The sequence below is a fragment of the Chitinolyticbacter albus genome (assembly GCF_024437655.1).
GTDB classification, from domain to species: Bacteria; Pseudomonadota; Gammaproteobacteria; order Burkholderiales; family Chitinibacteraceae; genus Chitinolyticbacter; species Chitinolyticbacter albus.
The window spans coordinates 87,370-107,488 of the sequence record NZ_JANBVF010000013.1; the positions used below are offsets into that span (position 1 = coordinate 87,370).

Consider the following 20,119-nt stretch of genomic DNA (forward strand, 5'->3'; position numbering starts at 1 on the left):
TGCCGCCAAAATCGGATCGTGGAGCAGCGGTTTTCATGTTTGATATCGTCCAAAAAAATAGAACACTGGTGCAGGTGGTGTTGGGCCTCGTATCGCTGGGCCTGGTGATCGGCGTCGGCCTGACGGGTTACAGCGCAATGAACGACGATGGCACTTACCTTGCCAAGGTCGGAGATCAGCGCATCACCGATTTCGACATCGCCGAAGCCACAAATCGCCAGCCTATCTCCAACGAGATGAAACCCATGGTGGTCGAGCAGCTGGTCCAGCAGAAACTGGTGCTCGCGTCGGCCAAGCAACTGAACCTGAATGCCGGCATGGCGCAGATGCAGCAGGCGATCGCCCGGGTGCCCGAATTCCAGGTCGACGGCAAGTTCGATGCCAAGCGCTATCAGGAGATGCTGGCCGCACAGGGCATGACTTCGGCCCAGTTCGAGCAGCGCGTGCGCGACAGCATCATGGCGCGCTCGCTCCTGGGGGCCTACGCAGGCACCACCATCCTGTCGCGGGCCTCGCTGGCCCGACTGGCCAAGCTGGTCGGCGAAACGCGTGAGTTGCAGGTGGCGATGATCAAGGCCGACGACTTTGTCGCGACTGCCACCGTTGCCGCGGACGAAGTGAAGAAATACTACGACAGCAACCAGGCACAATTCCGTGCCCCCGAGATGGTGCGCGTCGAATATGTGGTGCTGTCCAAGCAGGCGATTGCCGATCAGCTGCAGCCCAGCGACGCCGAAGTGCAGAAGTACTTCGACGACAACAAGCAGACGCTGGCCGGCGAGGAGCGCAAGGTTGCGCACATCCTGATCGAGGCCGCCAAGGATGCCAAGCTGGAAGTCAAGCAACAGGCCAAGGTGCAAGCCGACAAGCTGGTGCAGGAACTGAAGGCCAATCCGGCGAAATTCGCCGAGCTCGCCAAGCAGTATTCCAAGGATCCGGGCTCGGCTGCCAACGGTGGCGACCTGGGCTGGGTGAATGCCGAAACCAACTTCGTCGAGCCGTTCAAGGTCGCAGCGCTCAAATTGCCGCAAGGTCAGATCAGCGAACCGGTGGAAACGGACTTCGGTTACCACATCATTCGTGTCGACGAGATCAAGGCCAAGCCCTTTGCCGAGCTGAAGCCGCAGATCGTGGCGCAACTGAAGAGCGAGCGGGCCGAGAAGCAATACGCGGAGCAAGCCGGCCAGTTCGGCGAGTTCGTCTACAACCACGCGGACAGCCTCAAGCCCGCCGCCGATCAGTTCAAGCTGCAGGTGCAGCAAAGCGGCTGGATCACGCGCCAGGGTGCGCAGGATCCGCAGCTGAACAATCCACGGCTGGCCGAGGCTGCATTCAGCGAGGATGTCCTCAAAGCCAAGCACAACTCCGAACCGGTCGAGGTCGCTCCAGGCGTGCTGGTTTCGGTGCGGGTGCTGGAATACAAGCCGGCGGCGCAGACGCCGCTTGCCACCGTCACACCGGATATCGAGGCCAAGCTCAAGCGCGAGAAGGCCGAGAAGGTCGCCGCCACCGAGGGCGCCAAGCAGCTGGCCGCACTGCAGGCCGGCCAAGCTCCTGCGCTGACCTGGGCAGAGCCCAAGACCCTGGGGCGTCTGGGTGAACCGGGCGTCGCGCCCGATACGCTGAAGGCGCTGTTTCGCGCCGATGCGGCCAAGCTGCCGGCCTACGTCGGCGCGGTGGTGTCGGGCAATGGCTACGTGATCTACAAGGTGGTTGCGGCCAAGCCGGCGCCCGCGCTGGTGGGCGATGCCGCCAAGCGCATGGGTGATCAACTGGGCCAGATGTATGGGCAGGTCGAAGTGGCCAGGTACATCGAGGACCTGAAGAAGAACATCAAGGTCGAATACCGTACCCAGCCTGCCACCGAATAAAACGCGGCATCTGTGACCAAAAAAGCGACAGCTTGACTGTCGCTTTTTTCATGGTGACGAACGGGATTGAATTTATGTCGGACCCGGCCGATATTCGAGTCGTAAGCATTCAGCTCCGTTAGGAGCGACTCGGGGGGCTCACCATGCAATACGTCTACGACATGTCCTCCGGCCCGAACACGATGCGGGCCAATATCGACGGTCAAGCCAAGCTTGCTCCGAAATCCCCCGTTTGCACTCCGGTGCCAGCGTTGCGATTACTGACCGTGGCCGAGGCCCAGTGGCAGGAGCAGCGTGAGCGCTTCGGCGCCGGGGCTCACCCGCCGCTGCGCTGAATCCTACTCGCCACTCATCCACCCTGGCCTGCGGCCCTGCAGATGGGCCGCGATGCCTTCCTGCGCTTCGGGTCGCGTGCGCAGGCGCGCAATGCGATGGGCGATGTCCGACATCAGCGTATCGTCGATCGGGCGGTGCTCGATGGCGGCCAGCAGCCGTTTGGCCGCCGCCATCGCTTGCGGGCCATTGCGGGCCAGCACGTTCAGCCAAGCGTCGCGTTGTTGCGCCAGCCCTGTCGCATCGTCGACCAGCTCGTGGATCAGCCCCAGTTGCTGCGCGGTGTCGCAGTGCAGGGTTTCGGCGGTGAGCACATAACGCCGCATCGCCGAGCGTCCTAGCCGTGCCTGGATATAGGGCGCAGTCACCGCAGGCACCAGCCCGAAGCGGACTTCGGCGAGTTGGAAATGGCTGTCGCGCTGCGCCACCACCAGATCGCAGCAGGCGACGAGGCCGACGCCAATGCCGAGCACGCAGCCTTGCACGCAGGCGATGGTCGGAATGGTCATGCGATCGAGCAGCTGCAGCAGGCGCGAGAGGGAGAGGGCGTCCTCGAAATTGCGGTGCTGGTCGGCTTCCGAGGCGCGCAACAACCAGCCGTAGTCGAGCCCCGCGCAAAAGTGGGTGCCGTCGGCCTGCAGCACCAGCGCACGCAGCTTGCCGTTCTGGGCCAGCGCCGCCAACGTCGAGGTCAGCTCGGCGATCATCACGTCGTTGAAGGCATTGCTGCGCTCGGCTCGTGCCAGCGTCACCGTGGCGACATCGTGACTGATCTCGCAGCGTAGCGTGTCGCTCATGGTGTGTGCCCCGGTCCGGTATTCTACGATTTAGCCGAGGCAGCGCGCGCTGCCAAGCCCGAGTACATGGGCTGTGCTAAAGTGCGGCCTGCCCCCTCATTCAGTTTTCTCTGATTTTCCACATGCGCCTGTTTTCCCGCTCCTGCTCCTGGGGGCTTTTGCTGCTGGCCAGTCTCTCCGCCCAGGCCGAACCGGTTTCCATTGCGGGTCCGCGCGGCGCGAAGTTGCGTGCCGAGTATCTGGCTCCCCCTGACAGTGCTGTCGCCGCGCCGGCCGTGGTGCTGCTGCATAGTTGCGACGGCATGCGCCGTCGCGGCCAGCTCAATCCGCGCTACGCGCATATGGCGGGCCTGTTTCAGGAACTGGGTTACGCGGTGCTGATTCCGGACAGCTTTTCCGCCCGCGGCCTGAGCGAGCAATGCACGGTGGCGCCGGCAAGGCAAAAGGTGACCGTCGCCCGGCGCGCCGACGACGCCCAATGGGCGATCGCCTGGTTGCGCGCGCGGCCCGAAGTCGACGGCGAGCGCGTCGGCGTGGTGGGCTGGGCGCATGGCGGCTCGGCGGCGCTGGTACTGGCCGGGCGTAGTACCGAGGGCCTGGTCGTCGCCGCGGCGTTCTACCCCGGTTGCGACGCGCTGCTGCGCGATAGCAATTACCGCGCCAAGGTGCCCACGTTGATGCTGTCGGGTGAATCGGATGACTGGAGCCAGATCGAGCCTTGCCGCGAGCTGGCGGAGCGTGAGAACGAGGGTATGCTGCATCTGGTCGGCTATCCGCTCACCTACCACGAGTTCGACGTGCCAGGCAGCGAGCTGCGCGTTCGCCACGACGTGCCCGCGGGGCGCTATCCGGGCCAGGGCGTGACGCTGGGGCCCAACCCGGAAGCCGCCGCCGATGCCTATCGCCGGCTGTTCAAATGGTTTTCGCGCTGGCAAGAACGTGAATGAGCGCGTGTGAAGGCTTTGCTCATATTGTTTAGCGACCGGGGCGTGCGCCCATTTGTAAGGTTTGCTCTACAATAACGTTTTTGCCCGCAACAAGGAGTTTCGCCGTGACCCAGCTATCCGCATTTGATTCCCGTCTGAGCGACGTGACCGGCGTCTCGATCGTCAACAGCGGTGCTTTATATGGTGGCGAAGGCGTGGGGCTGCCGCTGATCGTCGTCGACAATGCGCTGGGCCGTGCGGTGCTGACGTTGCAAGGTGCGCATCTTGTGTCGTTCGTGCCCAAGGGCGGTGCCGATCTGTTGTGGCTGTCGCCCAAGGCTACATTCAACCCAGGTAAGGCCGTCCGTGGCGGCATCCCGTTGTGCCTGCCGTGGTTCGGCGGTCACCCGGATGGCAAGCCGGCGCACGGCTTCGCCCGCAGTAACGACTGGCAGCTTGGCGCAGCCGAAACGCTGGATGACGGCAGCACCCGCCTCACGCTCACCCTGGTGCCGAGCGACGCCACGCGTGCGCTGTGGGAGCATGATTTCGCCTACACGCTGACCGTGACCGTGGGCCGCGCGCTGACGCTGGCGCTCGATTGCCAGCATAAGGGCGATGTGTCCATCAGGTTCGCCAGCGCATTCCACACTTATTTCGCCGTTCCCGATGTCGCCACTGCGCGCATCGGTGGCCTGGAAGGCGCCACCTATATCAATACCATCGGCGGCGCCAATAGCCGTCACCAGCAAGACGGTGTGCTGGTGCTGGACGGCCCCACCGATCGCGTCTATCTCGACGTACCGGCGGTACAGACCATCGCCAATGAGCAGAACACCATCCGCATCGACAGCGATACCAGGAGTGCCGTGGTCTGGAACCCGTGGGATCACGCTGCCAAGATGGCGGATGTGGGCGAGGGCAACCATGTTGGCTTTGTCTGCGTCGAGCGTGGCGACGTGTTCGACAACGCGATCGAACTCGCGCCGGGCGCAAGCTATCGCGTCTCTATGACCTTGTCGGCCTGATTCGGTCACGCTCAGCAACGCCCGCTCTAGCGGGCGTTTTCATTGGTGCCGCGTTAAACTGGCGGCCTTCCCGTACAAGTGATCCGCGATGAAATACCGCGACCTGCGCGACTTCTGTGCGCAACTCGAAACGCTGGGCGAACTCAAGCACGTGGCGACACCCGTCTCTCCGGTGCTGGAGATGACCGAAATTTGCGATCGCACGCTGCGCGCGCAGGGCCCGGCGATCTGGTTCGACAGCGTTCGTGGCTACACCATGCCGGTGCTCGGCAACCTCTTTGGCACGCCGCGTCGCGTTGCGCTGGGCATGGGCGCGCAGGAGGTAAGCGCCCTCCGGGAGATCGGCCAGACGCTGGCCTACCTCAAGGAGCCCGAGCCACCCAAGGGTTTCAAGGATGCCTGGGACAAACTGCCGCTCTTGAAGCAGGTGCTCGCCATGGCGCCCAAGGAAGTGAAGAAGGGCGTGGTGCAGCAGAACGTGATCGAAGGGCCGGATGTCGATCTGGCGACCATCCCGGTGCAGCACTGCTGGCCGGGTGATGTGGCGCCGCTGATCACCTGGGGCCTGGTGGTCACGCGCGGGCCAGCTAAGCGCCGGCAGAACCTCGGCATCTATCGCCAACAGGTGATAGCCAAGAACCAGGTGATCATGCGCTGGCTGGCGCATCGCGGCGGCGCGCTCGATTTTCGCGAGCATGCCAAGCAGCACCCCAGCACAGTATTCCCGATCGCCGTCGTGCTCGGCTGCGATCCGGCCACCATCCTCGGTGCGGTCACGCCGGTGCCCGATACGCTGTCCGAATACCAGTTCGCCGGCCTGCTGCGCGGCGGCAAGACCGAGTTGACCCGCTGCATCGGCAGCGATCTGCAGGTGCCGGCCACTGCCGAGATCGTGCTGGAGGGCGTGATCGCCCCGTGTGAGCTCGGTTTCAGCGGCGTTTCCGAGCACGGGGTGCCGCTGAAGGAAGTCAACGGCTACCTGCACGCGCTCGAAGGCCCGTATGGCGACCATACCGGCTACTACAACGAGCAGGACTGGTTCCCGGTCTTCGAAATTCAGCGCATCACGCACCGCGATAATCCGGTCTACCACAGCACCTACACTGGCAAGCCGCCGGATGAGCCCGCCATGCTGGGCGTGGCGCTGAACGAGGTGTTCGTGCCCATCCTGCAAAAGCAATTTCCCGAGATCGTCGATTTCTATCTGCCGGCGGAAGGCTGCAGCTACCGCATGGCCATCGTCTCGATCAAGAAGCAGTACCCGGGCCACGCCAAGCGGGTGCTGTTCGGCGTCTGGTCCTTTCTGCGCCAGTTCATGTACACCAAGTACATCGTGGTGGTCGACGACGATGTCGACACCCGCAGCTGGCAGGAGGTGATCTGGGCGATCACCACGCGCATGGATCCGGTGCGCGATACGGTGCTGGTGGAGAACACGCCGATCGACTACCTCGATTTCGCCAGCCCCATTTCGGGCCTGGGCGGCAAGATGGGGCTCGATGCCACCAACAAGTGGCCCGGCGAAACGAATCGCGAGTGGGGCAGGGTGATCACGCGTGATGCGGCCGTGACGGCGCGCGTCGATGCGATCTGGCAGGAATTGGGCTTGTAGCATGGGAGGCCGCCATGTGGTGGGTCACCGAACTGGCTGAACGGCGTATCGCCGAAGCCCAGCGCGACGGGGCCTTCGACAACTTGCCCGGCATCGGCCAGCCGCTGCCTGCCGACGAGATCGACCTCTTGGTGCCTGAACACCAGCGCATCGCCTATCGGGTGCTGAAGAACAGCGGCTATCTGCCTCCGGAGCTGGAAACCCACCGCGATGCGGTCGAGCTGGCCTTGCAGCTGGCCACGGCTGAAGCTGACACCAGGCCGGCGTTGCTGGAGCGGCTGGCGCGGCTCAACCGGCTGCTGGAACACGGGGGCCACCGCGCGCTGGCCGTGCCGGTGGACTACGCGACGAGGCTGGCCGAGTGGGGCTCTGCCCGGCGTCATCAATAGCGGCTATGCTGTAAGCCTACCGTCGAGGCCCACGTCATGCTCAATCCCTCTTTCCGCGAGTTCGAGTTCACGGAGCAGGATTTCGAAAAGATACGCAAGAAAATCTACGACTACGCCGGCATCTCGCTGGCGCCGACCAAGCACGACATGGTGTACGGAAGGCTGGCCAAGCGCTTGCGGGCGCTCAACCTGCGAACCTTCAATGAGTACCTGCAGGTATTGGAGCGGGGCGATCACCGTGAATTCGAGCTGTTTACCAATTCGCTGACGACCAATCTCACGTCGTTTTTTCGCGAGGCGCATCACTTTCCCATCCTGCAGGACTTGCTCAAGGCAAACCGCGGCACCGGCACGCTCAATCTGTGGTGCTCGGCTTCCAGTACCGGCGAGGAGCCCTACAGCATGGCGATCACGGCCTGCGAGGCGTTCGACAGCCTGCGCCCGCCGGTGAAGATCATTGCCACCGATCTCGATACCCATGTGCTCGACATCGCCAAGAGCGGTATTTACAGCGGCGATGAAGTCCAGAAGCTCGATCCGGCCCGCGTGCGTCGCTTCTTCGACAAGCAGCTCGACGGCCGCTATCAGGTGAAGCAGGAGCTGCGCGACATGATCTCTTTGCGCCGGCTCAACCTGGTAGAAACCACTTGGAGCGTGCGCGGCCCATTCGATGGGATTTTCTGCCGCAATGTGATGATCTATTTCGACAAGCCCACCCAGCTGAAAATCCTGCAGCGCTTCGCCCCGCTGCTGAAGCCGGACGGCCTGCTGTTCGTCGGCCACTCGGAGAACCTCTATCACGCGGCCGAGCATTTCAAGCTGCGGGGCAAGACGGTGTATGAGCTGGTGAAGCGCTGAACGTGACCTGCCATCAGAGCGCCTATTTGACTTAACGACCTCCAATGCCGAAACCACACCCCGTTCTGGAGTCACCACACCTCTATGTGCTGGTGGACCTGAGATACCACGTTGATCTCTTTGAGCCGAACGACTCATACCTGGATTTGCGTTTGGAACGAGTTGGTTATGAACCAGTTGCTTTGCGATTTTGGCGACCGGTCAATCTGCAAATCGAATCGGGTTTCCCGTATTCAACTGGGGGTATGGTCTTTTACGATCTCTCTGCCGACGGGTTGGAGCATATCGGTGTTGAAGTTGCTGATTTCGAGGGGGGAGCGGGCGCCATCACCTTCATGGCAAAGAGCGTAGAGCGGATTCATTGGCAGGCTTGAATCTGCCCAGCGTTACCCCACCACCGCCAGAAACAGCTTGATCACCACCGCATTGGCAATATCGATGAAGAAGGCGCCGACGATGGGGACCAGCATAAAGGCGAGGTGCGAAGGTCCGAAGTGCTCGGTGATGGCCTGCATGTTGGCGATCGCTGTCGGGGTGGCACCGAGGCCGAAGCCGCAGTGGCCGGCGGCGAGCACGGCCGCGTCGTAGTTGCTGCCCATGGCGCGAAAGGTGATCCAGATCGCGTAGGCGGCCATGGCCGCAGCCTGGGCCGTGAGCAGCACCAGCATGGGCAACGCCAGCTCGGCCAGCTCCCACAAGCGCAGCGACATCAGCGCCATGGCGAGGAACAGTGAGAGGGCAACGTTGCCGACCACCGAGACCGCCCGGTCGAACACCGAGTACCAGCCCAGCGCCTGCAGTCCGTTGCGCAGCAGCACGCCGACGAACAGCACGCAGACGAAGGCGGGCAGCTCCAGCGGCGAGCCGTGCAGCAGATCGGCCAGGGCCTTGCCGACGGAAAGGCTGACGGCGATCAGCGCCAGGGTTTCGATCATGGCCGGCGCCGTGATCAGACGCACCGCATCGGGCTGCTCGAAGCCGGTCGGTGCTTCCTCGGCGCTGAGCACCGCCTCAGGGCCACGTGTGCGCTTGACCAAGTGGCGGGCCACCGGTCCGCCGATCAGCCCGCCCAGCACCAGGCCGAAGGTGGCGCAAGCCAATGCCAGCTCGGTGGCGCCAGTGAGGCCATAGCGTTCGCTGAATACGGCGCCCCAGGCGGCGCCGGTGCCGTGCCCGCCAGAGAGCGTGATCGAGCCGGCAATCAAGCCGATCAAGGGGTCGAGCCCCAGTAGGGTGGCGAGGGCGACGCCTATCGTGTTCTGTACCAGTAGCAGGCCCACCACCACCGCGAGGAACAGCCCCAGCGCCCGGCCGCCCTGTACCAGCAGCGCCAGGTTGGCCGAGAGACCGATGGTGGCGAAGAACGCCAGCATCAGCGTGCCCTGCATGCCGGTATCGAATTCGACGACCACCCCGCCCCATTGCCGCAACGCCAGCAAGCTGAGCGCGACGATCAGCCCACCTGCAACGGGTTCGGGAATGCTGTAGGTGCGCAATGGTGGCGTGGCGGCGACCAGCCGCCGTCCCAGCAGCAGGACCAGCGAGGCGGCGACGAAGGTCGCGTAGGCGTCGAGCGTCATCACACTGCCCTTACAGGTAGAGCATGGCGCGGCCGACTTCGGTGGCCTTGTCCCCGCCGACCAGCTGGCGCGCGAGTTCGAGCGCGAACTGGCCGGCCGTGGCCGGACCGCGGCTGGTGGTGATCGCGCCATCCTTGACCACGTTGTAGGCGGTGACGATGGCACCGCCTTCGGTCAGCTGCGGCTCGCAGCCCGGGAAGCAGGTCGAGTGCACTTCGGCGAGGATACCGGCCTTGGCGAGCACCATGGGTGCGGCGCAGATCGCCGCCACCGATTTGTCGGCGCGGCGGAACTGCCTGAGTGCGTCGATCAGTGGCTGGCTCTTGAGCATGTACTGGGTGCCGGGGCCACCGCCGGGCAGGATAGCCGCGTCGACCACCTGGTCCGCCCTGGTGAACGGCAGGTCGGCCTGGACCACGATGTCGTGCGCGCCCTTGACGGCGAGCTCCTCGGTCAGCGAGACGAGCCGGACGGTGACATCGGCGCGGCGCAGCACGTCGACGATGGTGATCGCCTCAACTTCCTCGAAGCCGGGGGCGAGATAAACGTAGACCTGGGGCATGAAGTCCTCCTTTCGAAGCGTGGCCGCGTTTTGCGGTGGTCAGTCGGTGGCGACGGGGGCGACGCGCGCGTGATCCCCTTCGCCGTGCGCCAATTGCAGGAAGATCAGCGCGGCGAGCATGGAGAGCACGCCGACGCAAATATAGGTGGCCTGGAACGCGCCGAGAACCTTGTCCGGGTTCGGCGCGATACCGTGGTCACTGAACCCGGCGAGCAGCGCCGCCGCCGCCGCGACGCCCAGGCTCATCGACAGCTGCATGATCACCGACAGCAGGCCATTGCCGCTGCTGGCGGTATCAGGCCCGAGATCACCCAGCGTCAGGGTGTTCATCGCGGTGAACTGCAGCGAATTGACCACGCCGAACACCGAGAGCTGCGCGATCAGCAGCCACGCCGGGGTCTGGTGGCCAATCAGCGCGAAGCTGGCGATCATCACCCCCAGCAGCAAGGTATTGCCGACCAGCACCCGGCGATAACCCAGGCGCCGCACCAGTGGCTCGACCAAGGCCTTGGACAGCATGGCCCCCAGCACGGTCGGCACCATGAAGAGGCCCGCCTTGGTCGGCGCAAAGCCCAGACCCACCTGCAGGAACAAGGGCGTCATGAACGGCATCGCGCCGCTGCCCAAGCGGGCAAACAGGTTGCCAAGCGCCCCGACGGCATAGGTGCGGATCTGAAAAAGCTGCATGGAAAAGAGCGGCGTGGGCGCGCGTGCCGCATGCAGCCAGTAGCCGGCCATGGCGGCGAGCCCGGCGAACAGCAGCACCATCGAGGTGGCGAGCGGCAACGCGTGCTCGCCCAGGCCTTGCAGCGACAGCGAAACCAGCACCATGCCGGCGCCAAACAGCAGAAAGCCGGGCCAGTCGAAGCGGCCCTCGCCACCGATCAACTCGGGCATGAAGCGGGCGGTGACGAAGCAGCCGACGACGCCGACCGGAATGTTGATCAGGAATACCCAGTGCCAGCTGGCCACCTCGACCAGCCAGCCGCCCAGCGTCGGACCGACCAATGGACCGATCAGGCCGGGTACGGTGACAAAAGAGAGCGCGCGCAGCAGCTGGTCCTTGGGAAAGGCCTTGAGGATGGCGAGCCGCCCCACCGGCAGCAGCAGCGCGCCGCCCATGCCTTGCACCACGCGCGCGGCCACCAGCTGCCCCAGCGTCTGCGAGGCCGCACACAGCAAGGAGCCGCCGCTGAATAGCACGATGGCGCTCATGAACACCCGGCGCGTGCCCAAACGATCGGCCAGCCAGCCTGAGGCCGGGATCAACAGCGCCACGGTGAGCATGTAGGCGATGATCACCGATTGCATGCGCAACGGGCTCTCGCCCAGGCCGCGCGCCATGGCCGGTAGCGCGGTGTTGAGGATGGTCGAATCGAGCGTCTGCATGAAGAAGCCGATGGCGACGAGCCAGGGGAGCATGCGGCGGGTAGGGGGATCGAGCTCGATCATGGCAGCAGCCTGGGATCAGCGTGCATTGATTGTAGTGCGGCCTATCCGCGGCAACATCCATTACAATTGCACCATTCCAGGGTGCCGATCGCGCCCTGTTCGCATTTTGGAGTCGCCGTATGTCCGCATTGAACCTCGCCCTCCTGGGGGGCGATACCGCATTGGCCCAGGCGCTGCTCGACGTGATCGCCGACAGCCCCTTGCGTCTGCCTGCCTTTTACCCGCTCACCTTGTCCGAGGAACCCGGCCTGATCGAGTTCCGCGGTGACGACTATCCCGAGCTGGAAGTCGACGGCTACGACTGGACGCTGGCGCCGGTGCTGGTCAATTGCGTACCCGATGCGGGCAACGTGCTCAAGGCCGCCGCCGACGCTGGCGTGCTGGTGATCGACCTGACGGGCGCGGTGCCCGCGGGCGGCAAGCTGGCACGCGGCCAGGTGCTGTCCTTGCCCGATCCATTCGCGCAGCAACTCGCTACGGTGATTGCGCCGCTGGCCGAGCTCGGTGCGGTGGTCAGTGTGGCCGCGACTGGCATGCTGGCGGTCTCGACCGAGGGGCCGGCGGGGGTCGACGAGCTCTCCGGCCAGACCCGCGCGCTGTTCGCGCAGACCGAACACCCGAGCCAGCTCTACAGCAAGCGCATCGCCTACAACCTGCTGGGCGGTTACGGCACGCCGGATGAGGCCGGCAACACCCCGGAAGAACGGGCTGCGCTGGCGCTGTTGAAGAAGCAACTGCCCGGTGATTGTGCGGTCGACGTCACCTGCGTGCGTACGCCGCATTTCTTCGGCCACGGCGCGGCGGTGTCGCTGCGCTTTGCCGCCGCAGTGGCGCCCGATGCCATCGTTGAGGCGCTCAAGGCTGCCGAGCGCGTGTTTCTGTTGCAGGTGGCCGGCGAGGCCGGTATCGCGGCGAGCCAGGATGCGGTCGGCGGCGACAAGGTCTGGGTGAGCCGCCTGCGCTTCGCCGACGATGGCCGTGGCGTATCGCTGTGGAGCGTGGCCGACAACACGCGGCTACCAGCGCTGGCGGTGCTGCAACTGTTGACGCTGATCGCTGCCAAGCAAGGACACTGAGCCCATGTTGCCCCCGATTGCTCAACGTATCGCGACCGAAATCGCCGCCAGCGCGGCGCAAGTGACCGCCGCCATCTCCCTGCTCGACGAGGGGGCAACCGTGCCCTTTATCGCACGCTATCGCAAGGAAGTGACCGGCGGGCTCGACGACACCCAGCTGCGTAACCTGGAGGAGCGGCTGCGCTATTTGCGCGAGCTGGAAGACCGCCGTGCCTCGGTGATCGCCAGCGTCGACGAACAAGGCAAGCTTACGCCCGAACTGCGCGCCGAGCTGCTGGCCGCCGACAACAAGCAGCGGCTGGAAGACCTTTATCTGCCGTACAAGCAAAAGCGCCGCACCCGCGCCCAGATCGCGCGCGAGGCCGGCCTGCAGCCGCTGGCTGAGAGTCTGCTCGCGGATCCGCACCGGGTGCCGGAAGAGGCCGCCAGTGCTTACCTGAACGAGCAGGTGGCGGACACCAAGGTCGCACTCGATGGCGCGCGCGCCATCCTGATGGAGCAGTTTGGTGAAGATGCCGAACTGATCGGCAGCCTGCGCGACTATCTCGGCAAGCACGGTGTGGTGAAGACGACGGTGGTCGAGGGCAAGGCGGAAGAGGGTGCCAAGTTCTCCGACTATTTCGATTACGACGAACTGCTCTCCCAGATGCCATCGCACCGCGCACTGGCGGTATTGCGTGGTCGCAACGAAGGCGTGCTCAATCTGGCGCTGCTGTTGCCGGATGAGCTCGACCCGGCGACCAAGCCCGTTGGCCCCAATGTGTGCGAACTGAGGATAGCCAAGCGCTTCGGCATCGAGAATCAGGGGCGCCCGGCAGATCGTTGGCTGGCCGACACGGTACGCCTGGCCTGGCGCGCCAAGATCTTCCTCAGCCTGGAAACCGAGCTCGTCACCGGCGTGCGCGAGCGCGCCGAGCTCGACGCGATCAAGGTGTTCGCGTCCAACCTCAAGGATCTGCTGCTGGCCGCACCGGCTGGGCCGCGGGCGACCCTGGGGCTCGATCCTGGCCTGCGTACCGGCGTGAAGGTGGCGGTGGTCGATGCCACCGGCAAGCTCGTCGATACCGCAACCATCTATCCGCACGAGCCGCGCAATGACTGGGATCGATCGATTGCCGTGCTGGCGGCGCTGTGCGCCAAGCACAAGGTCGAGCTGATCGCCATCGGCAACGGTACCGCCAGCCGCGAGACCGACAAGCTCGCCGCCGAGCTGATGAAGAAGTACGCCGAGCTCAAGCTGACCAAGCTTGTCGTCTCGGAGGCTGGTGCATCGGTGTATTCGGCGTCCGAGCTGGCGGCACGTGAATTCCCCGAGCTCGATGTGAGCCTGCGCGGAGCGGTATCGATCGCCCGCCGCTTGCAGGATCCACTGGCCGAGCTCGTCAAGATCGAGCCCAAGGCCATTGGCGTCGGCCAGTACCAGCACGACGTGAACCAGGGCGAGCTGGCGCGCTCGCTCGATACGGTGGTCGAGGATTGCGTGAACGCGGTCGGCGTCGATCTCAATACCGCATCCGCCGCGCTCCTGGCGCGCGTGTCGGGGCTGACCAGCACGCTGGCTGCCAATATCGTGCAGTATCGCGACGCCAACGGCGCTTTTGCCGATCGCAAGGCACTGCTCAAGGTGCCGCGCCTGGGCGACAAGACCTTCGAGCTGGCAGCGGGCTTTCTGCGCGTGATGAACGGCAAGAATCCGCTCGATGCCTCCAGCGTGCACCCGGAAGCCTATCCGGTGGTCGAGAAGATCATCGCCAAGGTACAGCGCGACGTGAAGGCGCTGATCGGCGACGCCGGCTTTCTCAAACAACTGAAGCCGGCCGATTTCACCGACGAGCGCTTCGGCCTGCCGACGGTGAAGGACATCCTTGCCGAGCTGGAAAAACCCGGTCGCGATCCGCGCCCCGAGTTCAAGACGGCTAGCTTTGCCGATGGCGTCGAGGATCTGAAGGACCTGCAGCCGGACATGGTGCTCGAAGGCGTGGTCACCAACGTGACCAACTTCGGCGCCTTCGTCGACATCGGCGTGCACCAGGATGGCCTTGTCCATATCTCGGCGCTGTCCAACCGCTTTGTGAAAGATCCGCGCGAGGTGGTGAAGGCGGGCGACGTGGTCAAGGTCAAGGTGCTGGAAGTGGACATCAAGCGCCGCCGCGTGGCGTTGACCATGCGGCTGACCGACAGCGCACGCGAGCATGGTGGCAGTGGCGATATGGCGCGCGCGCCGGCCAGCAAGGCGCAGCAGAAGGCGGTGTCGCGCGAGCCGCAGGCGCAGGGCGCCATGGCTTCTGCGCTGGCCGGTCTCAAGCTCAAGCGCTGACCAAGGGCGGGGCGGTGTGCCCGCCCCGTTTGGAGCCGGCTAGTCGTCGAAATCGATGCGCCTGAGTTCGCCATCCTCGAAGCGCAGCCGCGCGGCGAACTGGTTGCTACCGCGATCGTAGTTCCAGCGTTGCACCTCGACGCTGCCGACCTGGTCAGTCTCGCCACGGCGGTTGGTCGCGAACACCGGCTCGATGCTGGTGCTGCGTGCCTGCGGCGTGCCGCAGCGCTCGAGCACGCGGCTGGTGCTGTCGCCCACCTGCACCAGCAGATTGCCGCAGCGCAGGTTGTCGTCGGCCAGCGCTGGCACGGCGGCGAGCAGCAGGAAGAGGCTGAGCAGGGTCTTCATCGGTATCTCCTTGGAATCCGCCATCATCAACGCAGCCTAGGGCAAGCGGGTTGGCACCGCTTGTCGGGTTGCCGCTTGGGCTCAAGTCCCGCAAGATCCGGCCGATCTCACGGTGATCGTGCACAGGAGATCGTATGCATCCACGCCTGCTCTGGTTGTTGTCGGCATTGCTGCTTGCCGCATGCAGCAGTCAGCCTGTCCGTACCGCCAACAAGCCCAAGCCATCTACCACTACGCCCAGTATCAGCCAGATCACCGTCGATTCGGCGCAGCGCCAGGAAGTGTTGCTGTATGCACTGGGCCTCCTGGACGTGGGTTACCAGTTCGGTGGCAAGAATCCGGAAGCGGGGCTCGATTGCAGCGGTATGGTGCGTTTCATCTACCAGAACGCGGTGGGGGTGAACCTGCCGCACAACGCGGCGCAGATCGCCAGGCTGGCACGGCCGATTGCGCGCGCCGAACTGGCGGCGGGCGACCTGGTGTTCTTCAACACGCAGGGGCGGCCGTTCTCGCATGTCGGCATCTATCTGGGTGACGGGCGTTTCGTCCACGCGCCATCGAGCGGCGGCAAGATCAAGGTGGAGACGCTGGAGAAACGCTATTTCGCCGATCGCTTCGAGGGCGGACGCACGCTGTTCGTGGCGAACTAGGTGACGAGCGTCAGGCCTTGTCGAAGGCGGAGCCGCCACCGAGCGAGCGCACGCGGCCGTCTTCGCCATAGAGCTGCGGCGTCTCGCGCGTCTGCGCAAGTTCTGCGATCAGCCGGTCATTGAGATTGCGCCGGGTATCGATCAGCCGGCCGTTGCTGGCATTGCGTACCTTGGCGGCCTGGCTTTGTGCGCGGATGCGTTGCCACTGCGCGGCGATCTCGGCATCGTAGGCAGCCAGCGCTTCGTCGAGCAGGTGGGGCGGGGTGAGTGGCATGCCGGAAAATTCGGCAAAGGCGCGAAAGGCCTGGAAACGGGCTTCGAGCTGGCCGCTGGCGGTGAGTTTGTCCTGCGTCAGTTGCGACAGCGCATCGATGCGCGCCAGGGTGAGTACCTGTTCTTCTTCTTCGAGCAGCGCGTTAAAGCGGTTCAGCGCCTGCTCGAGATCGGCGAGCAAGGCCGCCAGCTGCGGGCGACCCGGTGCCACGGTGTCAATCACGCAGCAGTTCCTCGACGCTGGCGATCAGCTTGTCGGCAATGGCCTCGGGGCGGATCTGGAAGCGGCCGTCGGCGATGGCCTGGCGTATCGATTGCACGCGCGCCGCATCGAACGAGCCTGCGCCTTCGCTCCCTTCGCCCATTTGCGCGGCGAGTGGATTCAGCGTGACGTTATCGCTGGGAACGCCAGAGGTCGGCGTGCTGGCGGGCGCAGTGACGCGCTCGCCGCTGCGCGGGGCCGGTGCCAGCGTGCTCTTGCCTGAGGATGGATCGATTTTCATGGGACTACCTCTGGTCGCGGGTGGGGCGCCTGAGCCTGTTGAAACGAAATTATGCCTACTATCGGCAAGCGTCGCGAAAACTTTAATGAATCAGTGTTTTATCAGTTCAGACTAATACAGTCGACGCTGCGGCACTTTGGCTCGGGCGAGGCATTCGCTATCCTTAGCGTATTCTAATGCGCGGCCTGCCGGCTCGCGAGCGAGGAGCATGCATGCAAACCGTACACACCCGCTTCGGCGAAATCCAGATTGATCCCAACACCGTACTCACCTTTCCGCGCGGCTTGCCCGGGTTCGAGCATTGCCAGCGTTTCAAGCTGCTGCATGAAGACAAGCCCGATCCCAAGGTACTGTGGTTGCAGTCGCTGGACGAGGCGGATCTGGTACTGAGCGTGGTATCGAGCGAATTGCTCGGCGTCAATTACCAGATTCAGCTCACGGACGACGAATGTGCGCTGATCGATCTGCAAGCGGGCGATGAGGTCACGCTGCTGCTGATCCTGGCCCGGCCGGAAGCCGATGGGGGTATCCGTGCCAACACCGTTTCCCCGCTGGTGCTCAATGCGCGCTCGCGCCTGGGTTTGCAAAAGACGGGCCTGCAGGCGGACATCGTGTTCCGCAACGTCGCTTGATCGCTCGGCGCACTCGAGCCGTGCAGACGGCGGCCGGCGGTCTTGGGGCGCTTCGGGGCTTGCTGTATGATGCGCTGATTTTTCGCCGATGCCGTTGCGGTTCAATTTTTGCCGCCGGGCAGGGAACAGAGGCATGAAGACCACATTTCTGGATTTCGAGCAGCCCATTGCTGAGCTCGAGAACAAGATCGAAGAACTGCGCTTCGTTCAGGATGATTCGGCTGTCGATATCTCGGTCGAGATCGGCCACCTGGAAAAGAAAAGCCAGGAGCTGACCAAGACCATCTACGGCAAGCTGACCTCCGCGCAAATCTCGCAAGTGGCGCGCCATCCGCAGCGGCCCTACACGCTTGATTACGTCAACGCGCTGTGCACCGATTTCGAGGAATTGCACGGGGATCGCGCTTATGCCGATGACGCTGCGATAGTCGGTGGCCTGGCCCGTTTCAACGGTCAGAGCGTGATGGTGATCGGCCATCAGAAGGGCCGCGACACCAAGGATCGCCAGTACCGCAACTTCGGCATGCCGCGCCCCGAGGGCTATCGCAAGGCGCTGCGGCTGATGAAGCTGGCCGAGAAGTTCAATCTGCCGGTGCTGACCTTTATCGACACCCCGGGTGCCTATCCGGGGATTGGCGCCGAAGAGCGCGGCCAATCCGAGGCGATCGGCCGCAATCTTTTTGAGATGGCCAAGCTGCGCGTGCCCATCATCGCCACGGTGATCGGCGAGGGCGGCTCGGGCGGGGCGCTGGCGATTGCCGTCGCCGACACCGTGATGATGCTGCAGTATTCAACCTATTCGGTGATCTCGCCGGAAGGGTGTGCCTCCATTCTGTGGAAGACCGCCGAGAAGGCGCCGGACGCAGCCGAGGCCATGGGCATTACCGCGTCGCGTCTGAAAACGCTGAGCCTGATCGACAAGGTGATCAGCGAGCCGGTCGGCGGGGCCCACCGCAATCACGCACAGATGATGGCCTCGATGAAGAAGGCCATCACCGATGCCTTGAAGCCCCTGCAGGAAAAATCGATCGACGAGCTGCTCGACACGCGCTTCGAACGGCTGATGAGCTATGGCAAGTTCAAGGAAGTTGCCGCCGTCTGATCTCGCGGCGCGTATCGAGGCTTGCCTTGCCCGCCAGCCGGCCGCCCGGCGCATCTGCGTCGGCTTTTCCGGCGGGCTCGATTCGATGGTCCTGCTGCATCTGCTCGCCGGGCTCACCCCGCGCCTTGGGCTAGCGCTCAGCGCGCTCCATGTGCACCACGGCCTGTCGCCCCGTGCCGACGCATGGGCCGATTTCGCCGCGTCGTTTACCGCCTCGCTGGGCGTGCCCTGCCGGATTGCCCGGGTTCAGGTCGATCGGGCGGGGGGCGGCGTTGAAGCGGGCGCCCGCACCGCGCGCTACGCAGAGTTTGCCCATTGCGACGCCGATGCGCTGCTGCTGGCCCACCACCGCGACGACCAGGCCGAGACGGTACTCTTTAACGCCGCGCGTGGTGCGGGCCTGGCGGGTCTTGCCGCGATGCCCGAATCGCGCCTGCTGCGCCCCGGGTTGACGCTGCTGCGGCCGCTACTCGATACGTCGCGCGCCGAACTGGCCGCCTACGCGGCGGACCACCAACTGAGCTGGGTCGAAGACGAGAGCAATACCGATCCGGTTTACGATCGCAACTACCTGCGCCTTGCCGGCATGCCGGCGTTGCGGGCCCGCTTTCCCGCACTCGATGCGGGGCTTGCGCGGGTGGCGCGACATGCTGCGGAGGCCGAGGCGTTGCTGGCCGAGCTTGGCAGGGTCGACGTCGCCACCTGTCTGAATCGCCTGGGTGGGTTTGAGCTGGCAACCGCAGCGACGCTGGGCGAGCTGCGTGCCCGTCACGCGCTGCGCAGCTGGCTGCGGCAGCTCGGTGCCCAGCCCGATGAGCGGGCTTTTGACGCGTTGCTGCACCAGGCCAAGGCAGACACCCTGAGCTGGTCCTGGCGCGATCTCACCTTGCGTGGCTATCGGCGCGCCTTGTATGTGGTTCCACCGCACGGGGTGTCCGGCGGGACGGTGGTGTTGGGCTTCGAGCAAGCACAAGCGCACTGGGTGCCGGAATGGGGTGGCACACTGACTTGGCGTCGTGGCGCTGGGGTACGGGAAGAGGTGCTCGCCGGTGCCACACTGGAACTGCGGCCGCGTCGTGGGGGCGAGCGGATGCGCGTGGTGGCGGGTGGTCCGAGCCGGGCGTTGAAGCAATTGTGCCAGGAGGCTGGGGTGCCGCCCTGGCAGCGCATTGCTACACCGCTGCTCTACCTTGAGGGGGTGCTGGTGGCCTGGCTTGGCATTGCTATGAATGCGGATCTGGCCGGTGACGATGGATGGTGGCCACACTGGCAGATCGGATCGCCGCCGCTGGATGCGGCTGGTCCGCTTGCGCGGCAGTCCGGCTAGTGCAGCGATCCCTGCTGGAATAGTTCGCGGATGCGGCGGATGGCGTCGATATCGGCCTCGCGATAGGCCGATTTCACGTAGTCGGCGTAATAGCCATCGTCGCGTTCATTCATTCCCTGCTCGGGCAGGGCCGTGTCATAGGCGAAGCGCACGAACAAGGCCCCGGCTTGCGGCTGTTCTATCGTGACGGTCAGGCTGCTGGCGCCGTGGTGGGCACTGGCCTGCGTCGCGAAATGAATCCGCTGTTGCGGCGTGAACGTCACATGGTCGATCACGCGCATGGTGCCAAAATCGATCTCGCGCTCGAAATAGCCGTCGCGCTCATCCCGGATGCTCACACCCTCGATGTGATGCAGGAAGTCTTGCGGCTGGCGCGCGCGGTGCAGCAGTCCCTGCCACAAGGACTCAAGGCTCAGCGGAATGGCGAGCGGGTCGCTCAGGTCATTGATCTGGATGAGATGTTCGTAACGCACTCGACGCTCC

The 20,119-nt window shown here is 64.5% G+C and carries 22 protein-coding genes; 14 read left to right on the forward strand and 8 right to left on the reverse strand.

The annotated features are described in order from the left end of the window. Positions 1–35 precede the first annotated feature (35 nt). Together NLI84_RS09560 and NLI84_RS09565 are read left to right on the forward strand one after the other, a co-directional pair. Positions 36–1,871, forward strand: a complete 1,836-nt coding sequence (locus NLI84_RS09560; RefSeq protein ID WP_255989861.1) for a peptidyl-prolyl cis-trans isomerase — start codon at positions 36–38, stop codon at positions 1,869–1,871. A 143-nt stretch (positions 1,872–2,014) separates the two neighbouring features. Further along, the gene (locus tag NLI84_RS09565; protein WP_255989862.1) at positions 2,015–2,206 is read left to right on the forward strand and encodes a hypothetical protein; all 192 of its coding nucleotides are present in this window, start codon (positions 2,015–2,017) and stop codon (positions 2,204–2,206) included. Between the two features lie 3 nt (positions 2,207–2,209). On the opposite strand, the gene NLI84_RS09570 is transcribed toward NLI84_RS09565, so the two are convergent. Further along, positions 2,210–3,001 carry an enoyl-CoA hydratase-related protein gene (locus NLI84_RS09570; protein ID WP_255989863.1) on the reverse strand — a complete coding sequence of 264 codons (792 nt, stop codon included), beginning with the start codon at positions 2,999–3,001 and terminating at the stop codon, positions 2,210–2,212. Positions 3,002–3,123: 122 nt separating this feature from the next. Here NLI84_RS09570 and NLI84_RS09575 point away from each other — a divergent pair, with 122 nt between their 5' ends. From NLI84_RS09575 to NLI84_RS09600, 6 genes are all read left to right on the forward strand, one after another. Beyond that, a complete protein-coding gene (locus tag NLI84_RS09575) occupies positions 3,124–3,948 on the forward strand; it encodes a dienelactone hydrolase family protein (RefSeq protein ID WP_255989864.1) in 825 nt (274 codons plus the stop codon). A 104-nt stretch (positions 3,949–4,052) separates the two neighbouring features. Continuing rightward, positions 4,053–4,955 carry a D-hexose-6-phosphate mutarotase gene (locus NLI84_RS09580; RefSeq protein ID WP_255989865.1) on the forward strand — a complete coding sequence of 301 codons (903 nt, stop codon included), beginning with the start codon at positions 4,053–4,055 and terminating at the stop codon, positions 4,953–4,955. A gap of 88 nt (positions 4,956–5,043) precedes the next feature. After that, the gene (gene ubiD, locus NLI84_RS09585; protein WP_255989866.1) at positions 5,044–6,567 is read left to right on the forward strand and encodes a 4-hydroxy-3-polyprenylbenzoate decarboxylase; all 1,524 of its coding nucleotides are present in this window, start codon (positions 5,044–5,046) and stop codon (positions 6,565–6,567) included. A gap of 14 nt (positions 6,568–6,581) precedes the next feature. Then, positions 6,582–6,956, forward strand: coding sequence for a DnaJ family domain-containing protein (locus tag NLI84_RS09590; RefSeq protein WP_255989867.1), 375 nt, complete (start codon positions 6,582–6,584; stop codon positions 6,954–6,956). Positions 6,957–6,992: 36 nt separating this feature from the next. After that, positions 6,993–7,814 (forward strand): CheR family methyltransferase, encoded by an 822-nt coding sequence (locus NLI84_RS09595; protein WP_255989868.1) that lies wholly within the window; start codon positions 6,993–6,995, stop codon positions 7,812–7,814. Positions 7,815–7,858: 44 nt separating this feature from the next. Further along, a complete protein-coding gene (locus tag NLI84_RS09600) occupies positions 7,859–8,188 on the forward strand; it encodes a hypothetical protein (protein WP_255989869.1) in 330 nt (109 codons plus the stop codon). Between the two features lie 12 nt (positions 8,189–8,200). On the opposite strand, the gene gltS is transcribed toward NLI84_RS09600, so the two are convergent. Genes gltS through mdtD form a run of 3 tightly spaced genes read right to left on the reverse strand, consistent with a single transcriptional unit; the run spans position 8,201 to position 11,408 of the window. Then, positions 8,201–9,394: a sodium/glutamate symporter gene (gene gltS / locus NLI84_RS09605; protein ID WP_255989870.1), complete on the reverse strand. Its 1,194-nt coding sequence runs from the start codon at positions 9,392–9,394 to the stop codon at positions 8,201–8,203. Positions 9,395–9,404: 10 nt separating this feature from the next. Continuing rightward, on the reverse strand, positions 9,405–9,956 hold the full coding sequence (locus NLI84_RS09610) for a DJ-1 family glyoxalase III (protein ID WP_255989871.1): 552 nt from the start codon (positions 9,954–9,956) through the stop codon (positions 9,405–9,407). A 39-nt stretch (positions 9,957–9,995) separates the two neighbouring features. Further along, the gene (gene mdtD, locus NLI84_RS09615) at positions 9,996–11,408 is read right to left on the reverse strand and encodes a multidrug transporter subunit MdtD (RefSeq protein ID WP_255989872.1); all 1,413 of its coding nucleotides are present in this window, start codon (positions 11,406–11,408) and stop codon (positions 9,996–9,998) included. Between the two features lie 119 nt (positions 11,409–11,527). On the opposite strand from mdtD, the gene NLI84_RS09620 reads away from it, so the two are divergent. Together NLI84_RS09620 and NLI84_RS09625 are read left to right on the forward strand one after the other, a co-directional pair. Continuing rightward, positions 11,528–12,484 (forward strand): Asd/ArgC dimerization domain-containing protein, encoded by a 957-nt coding sequence (locus tag NLI84_RS09620; RefSeq protein WP_255989873.1) that lies wholly within the window; start codon positions 11,528–11,530, stop codon positions 12,482–12,484. Between the two features lie 4 nt (positions 12,485–12,488). Then, complete coding sequence (locus NLI84_RS09625; RefSeq protein WP_255989874.1) at positions 12,489–14,801, forward strand: Tex family protein; 2,313 nt, start codon at positions 12,489–12,491, stop codon at positions 14,799–14,801. 39 nt (positions 14,802–14,840) lie between these two features. Here NLI84_RS09625 and NLI84_RS09630 read toward each other — a convergent pair whose 3' ends face one another. After that, positions 14,841–15,149, reverse strand: a complete 309-nt coding sequence (locus NLI84_RS09630) for a DUF2845 domain-containing protein (protein WP_255989875.1) — start codon at positions 15,147–15,149, stop codon at positions 14,841–14,843. A 134-nt stretch (positions 15,150–15,283) separates the two neighbouring features. On the opposite strand from NLI84_RS09630, the gene NLI84_RS09635 reads away from it, so the two are divergent. Continuing rightward, entirely contained in the window at positions 15,284–15,799 is a 516-nt protein-coding gene (locus NLI84_RS09635) for a C40 family peptidase (protein ID WP_255989876.1), read from the forward strand. A 10-nt stretch (positions 15,800–15,809) separates the two neighbouring features. Here the strand turns inward: NLI84_RS09635 and NLI84_RS09640 are convergent, their stop codons facing one another. Continuing rightward, the gene (locus tag NLI84_RS09640) at positions 15,810–16,295 is read right to left on the reverse strand and encodes a flagella synthesis protein FlgN (protein ID WP_255989877.1); all 486 of its coding nucleotides are present in this window, start codon (positions 16,293–16,295) and stop codon (positions 15,810–15,812) included. Next, positions 16,288–16,575, reverse strand: a complete 288-nt coding sequence (gene flgM, locus NLI84_RS09645) for a flagellar biosynthesis anti-sigma factor FlgM (RefSeq protein ID WP_255989878.1) — start codon at positions 16,573–16,575, stop codon at positions 16,288–16,290. Before flgM ends, NLI84_RS09640 begins: the two co-directional genes overlap by 8 nt. A gap of 212 nt (positions 16,576–16,787) precedes the next feature. Here flgM and fliW point away from each other — a divergent pair, with 212 nt between their 5' ends. The 3 genes from fliW (at position 16,788) to tilS (ending at position 19,636) form a co-directional block, all read left to right on the forward strand. Then, positions 16,788–17,207: a flagellar assembly protein FliW gene (fliW, locus tag NLI84_RS09650; protein WP_255989879.1), complete on the forward strand. Its 420-nt coding sequence runs from the start codon at positions 16,788–16,790 to the stop codon at positions 17,205–17,207. Between the two features lie 133 nt (positions 17,208–17,340). Then, positions 17,341–18,309, forward strand: a complete 969-nt coding sequence (locus NLI84_RS09655) for an acetyl-CoA carboxylase carboxyltransferase subunit alpha (protein ID WP_255989880.1) — start codon at positions 17,341–17,343, stop codon at positions 18,307–18,309. Then, the gene (gene tilS, locus NLI84_RS09660; RefSeq protein ID WP_255989881.1) at positions 18,296–19,636 is read left to right on the forward strand and encodes a tRNA lysidine(34) synthetase TilS; all 1,341 of its coding nucleotides are present in this window, start codon (positions 18,296–18,298) and stop codon (positions 19,634–19,636) included. Before NLI84_RS09655 ends, tilS begins: the two co-directional genes overlap by 14 nt. Here the strand turns inward: tilS and NLI84_RS09665 are convergent. Beyond that, a complete protein-coding gene (locus tag NLI84_RS09665; protein WP_255989882.1) occupies positions 19,633–20,109 on the reverse strand; it encodes an SRPBCC family protein in 477 nt (158 codons plus the stop codon). The genes tilS and NLI84_RS09665 overlap by 4 nt on opposite strands. Between the last annotated feature and the right edge of the window lie 10 nt (positions 20,110–20,119).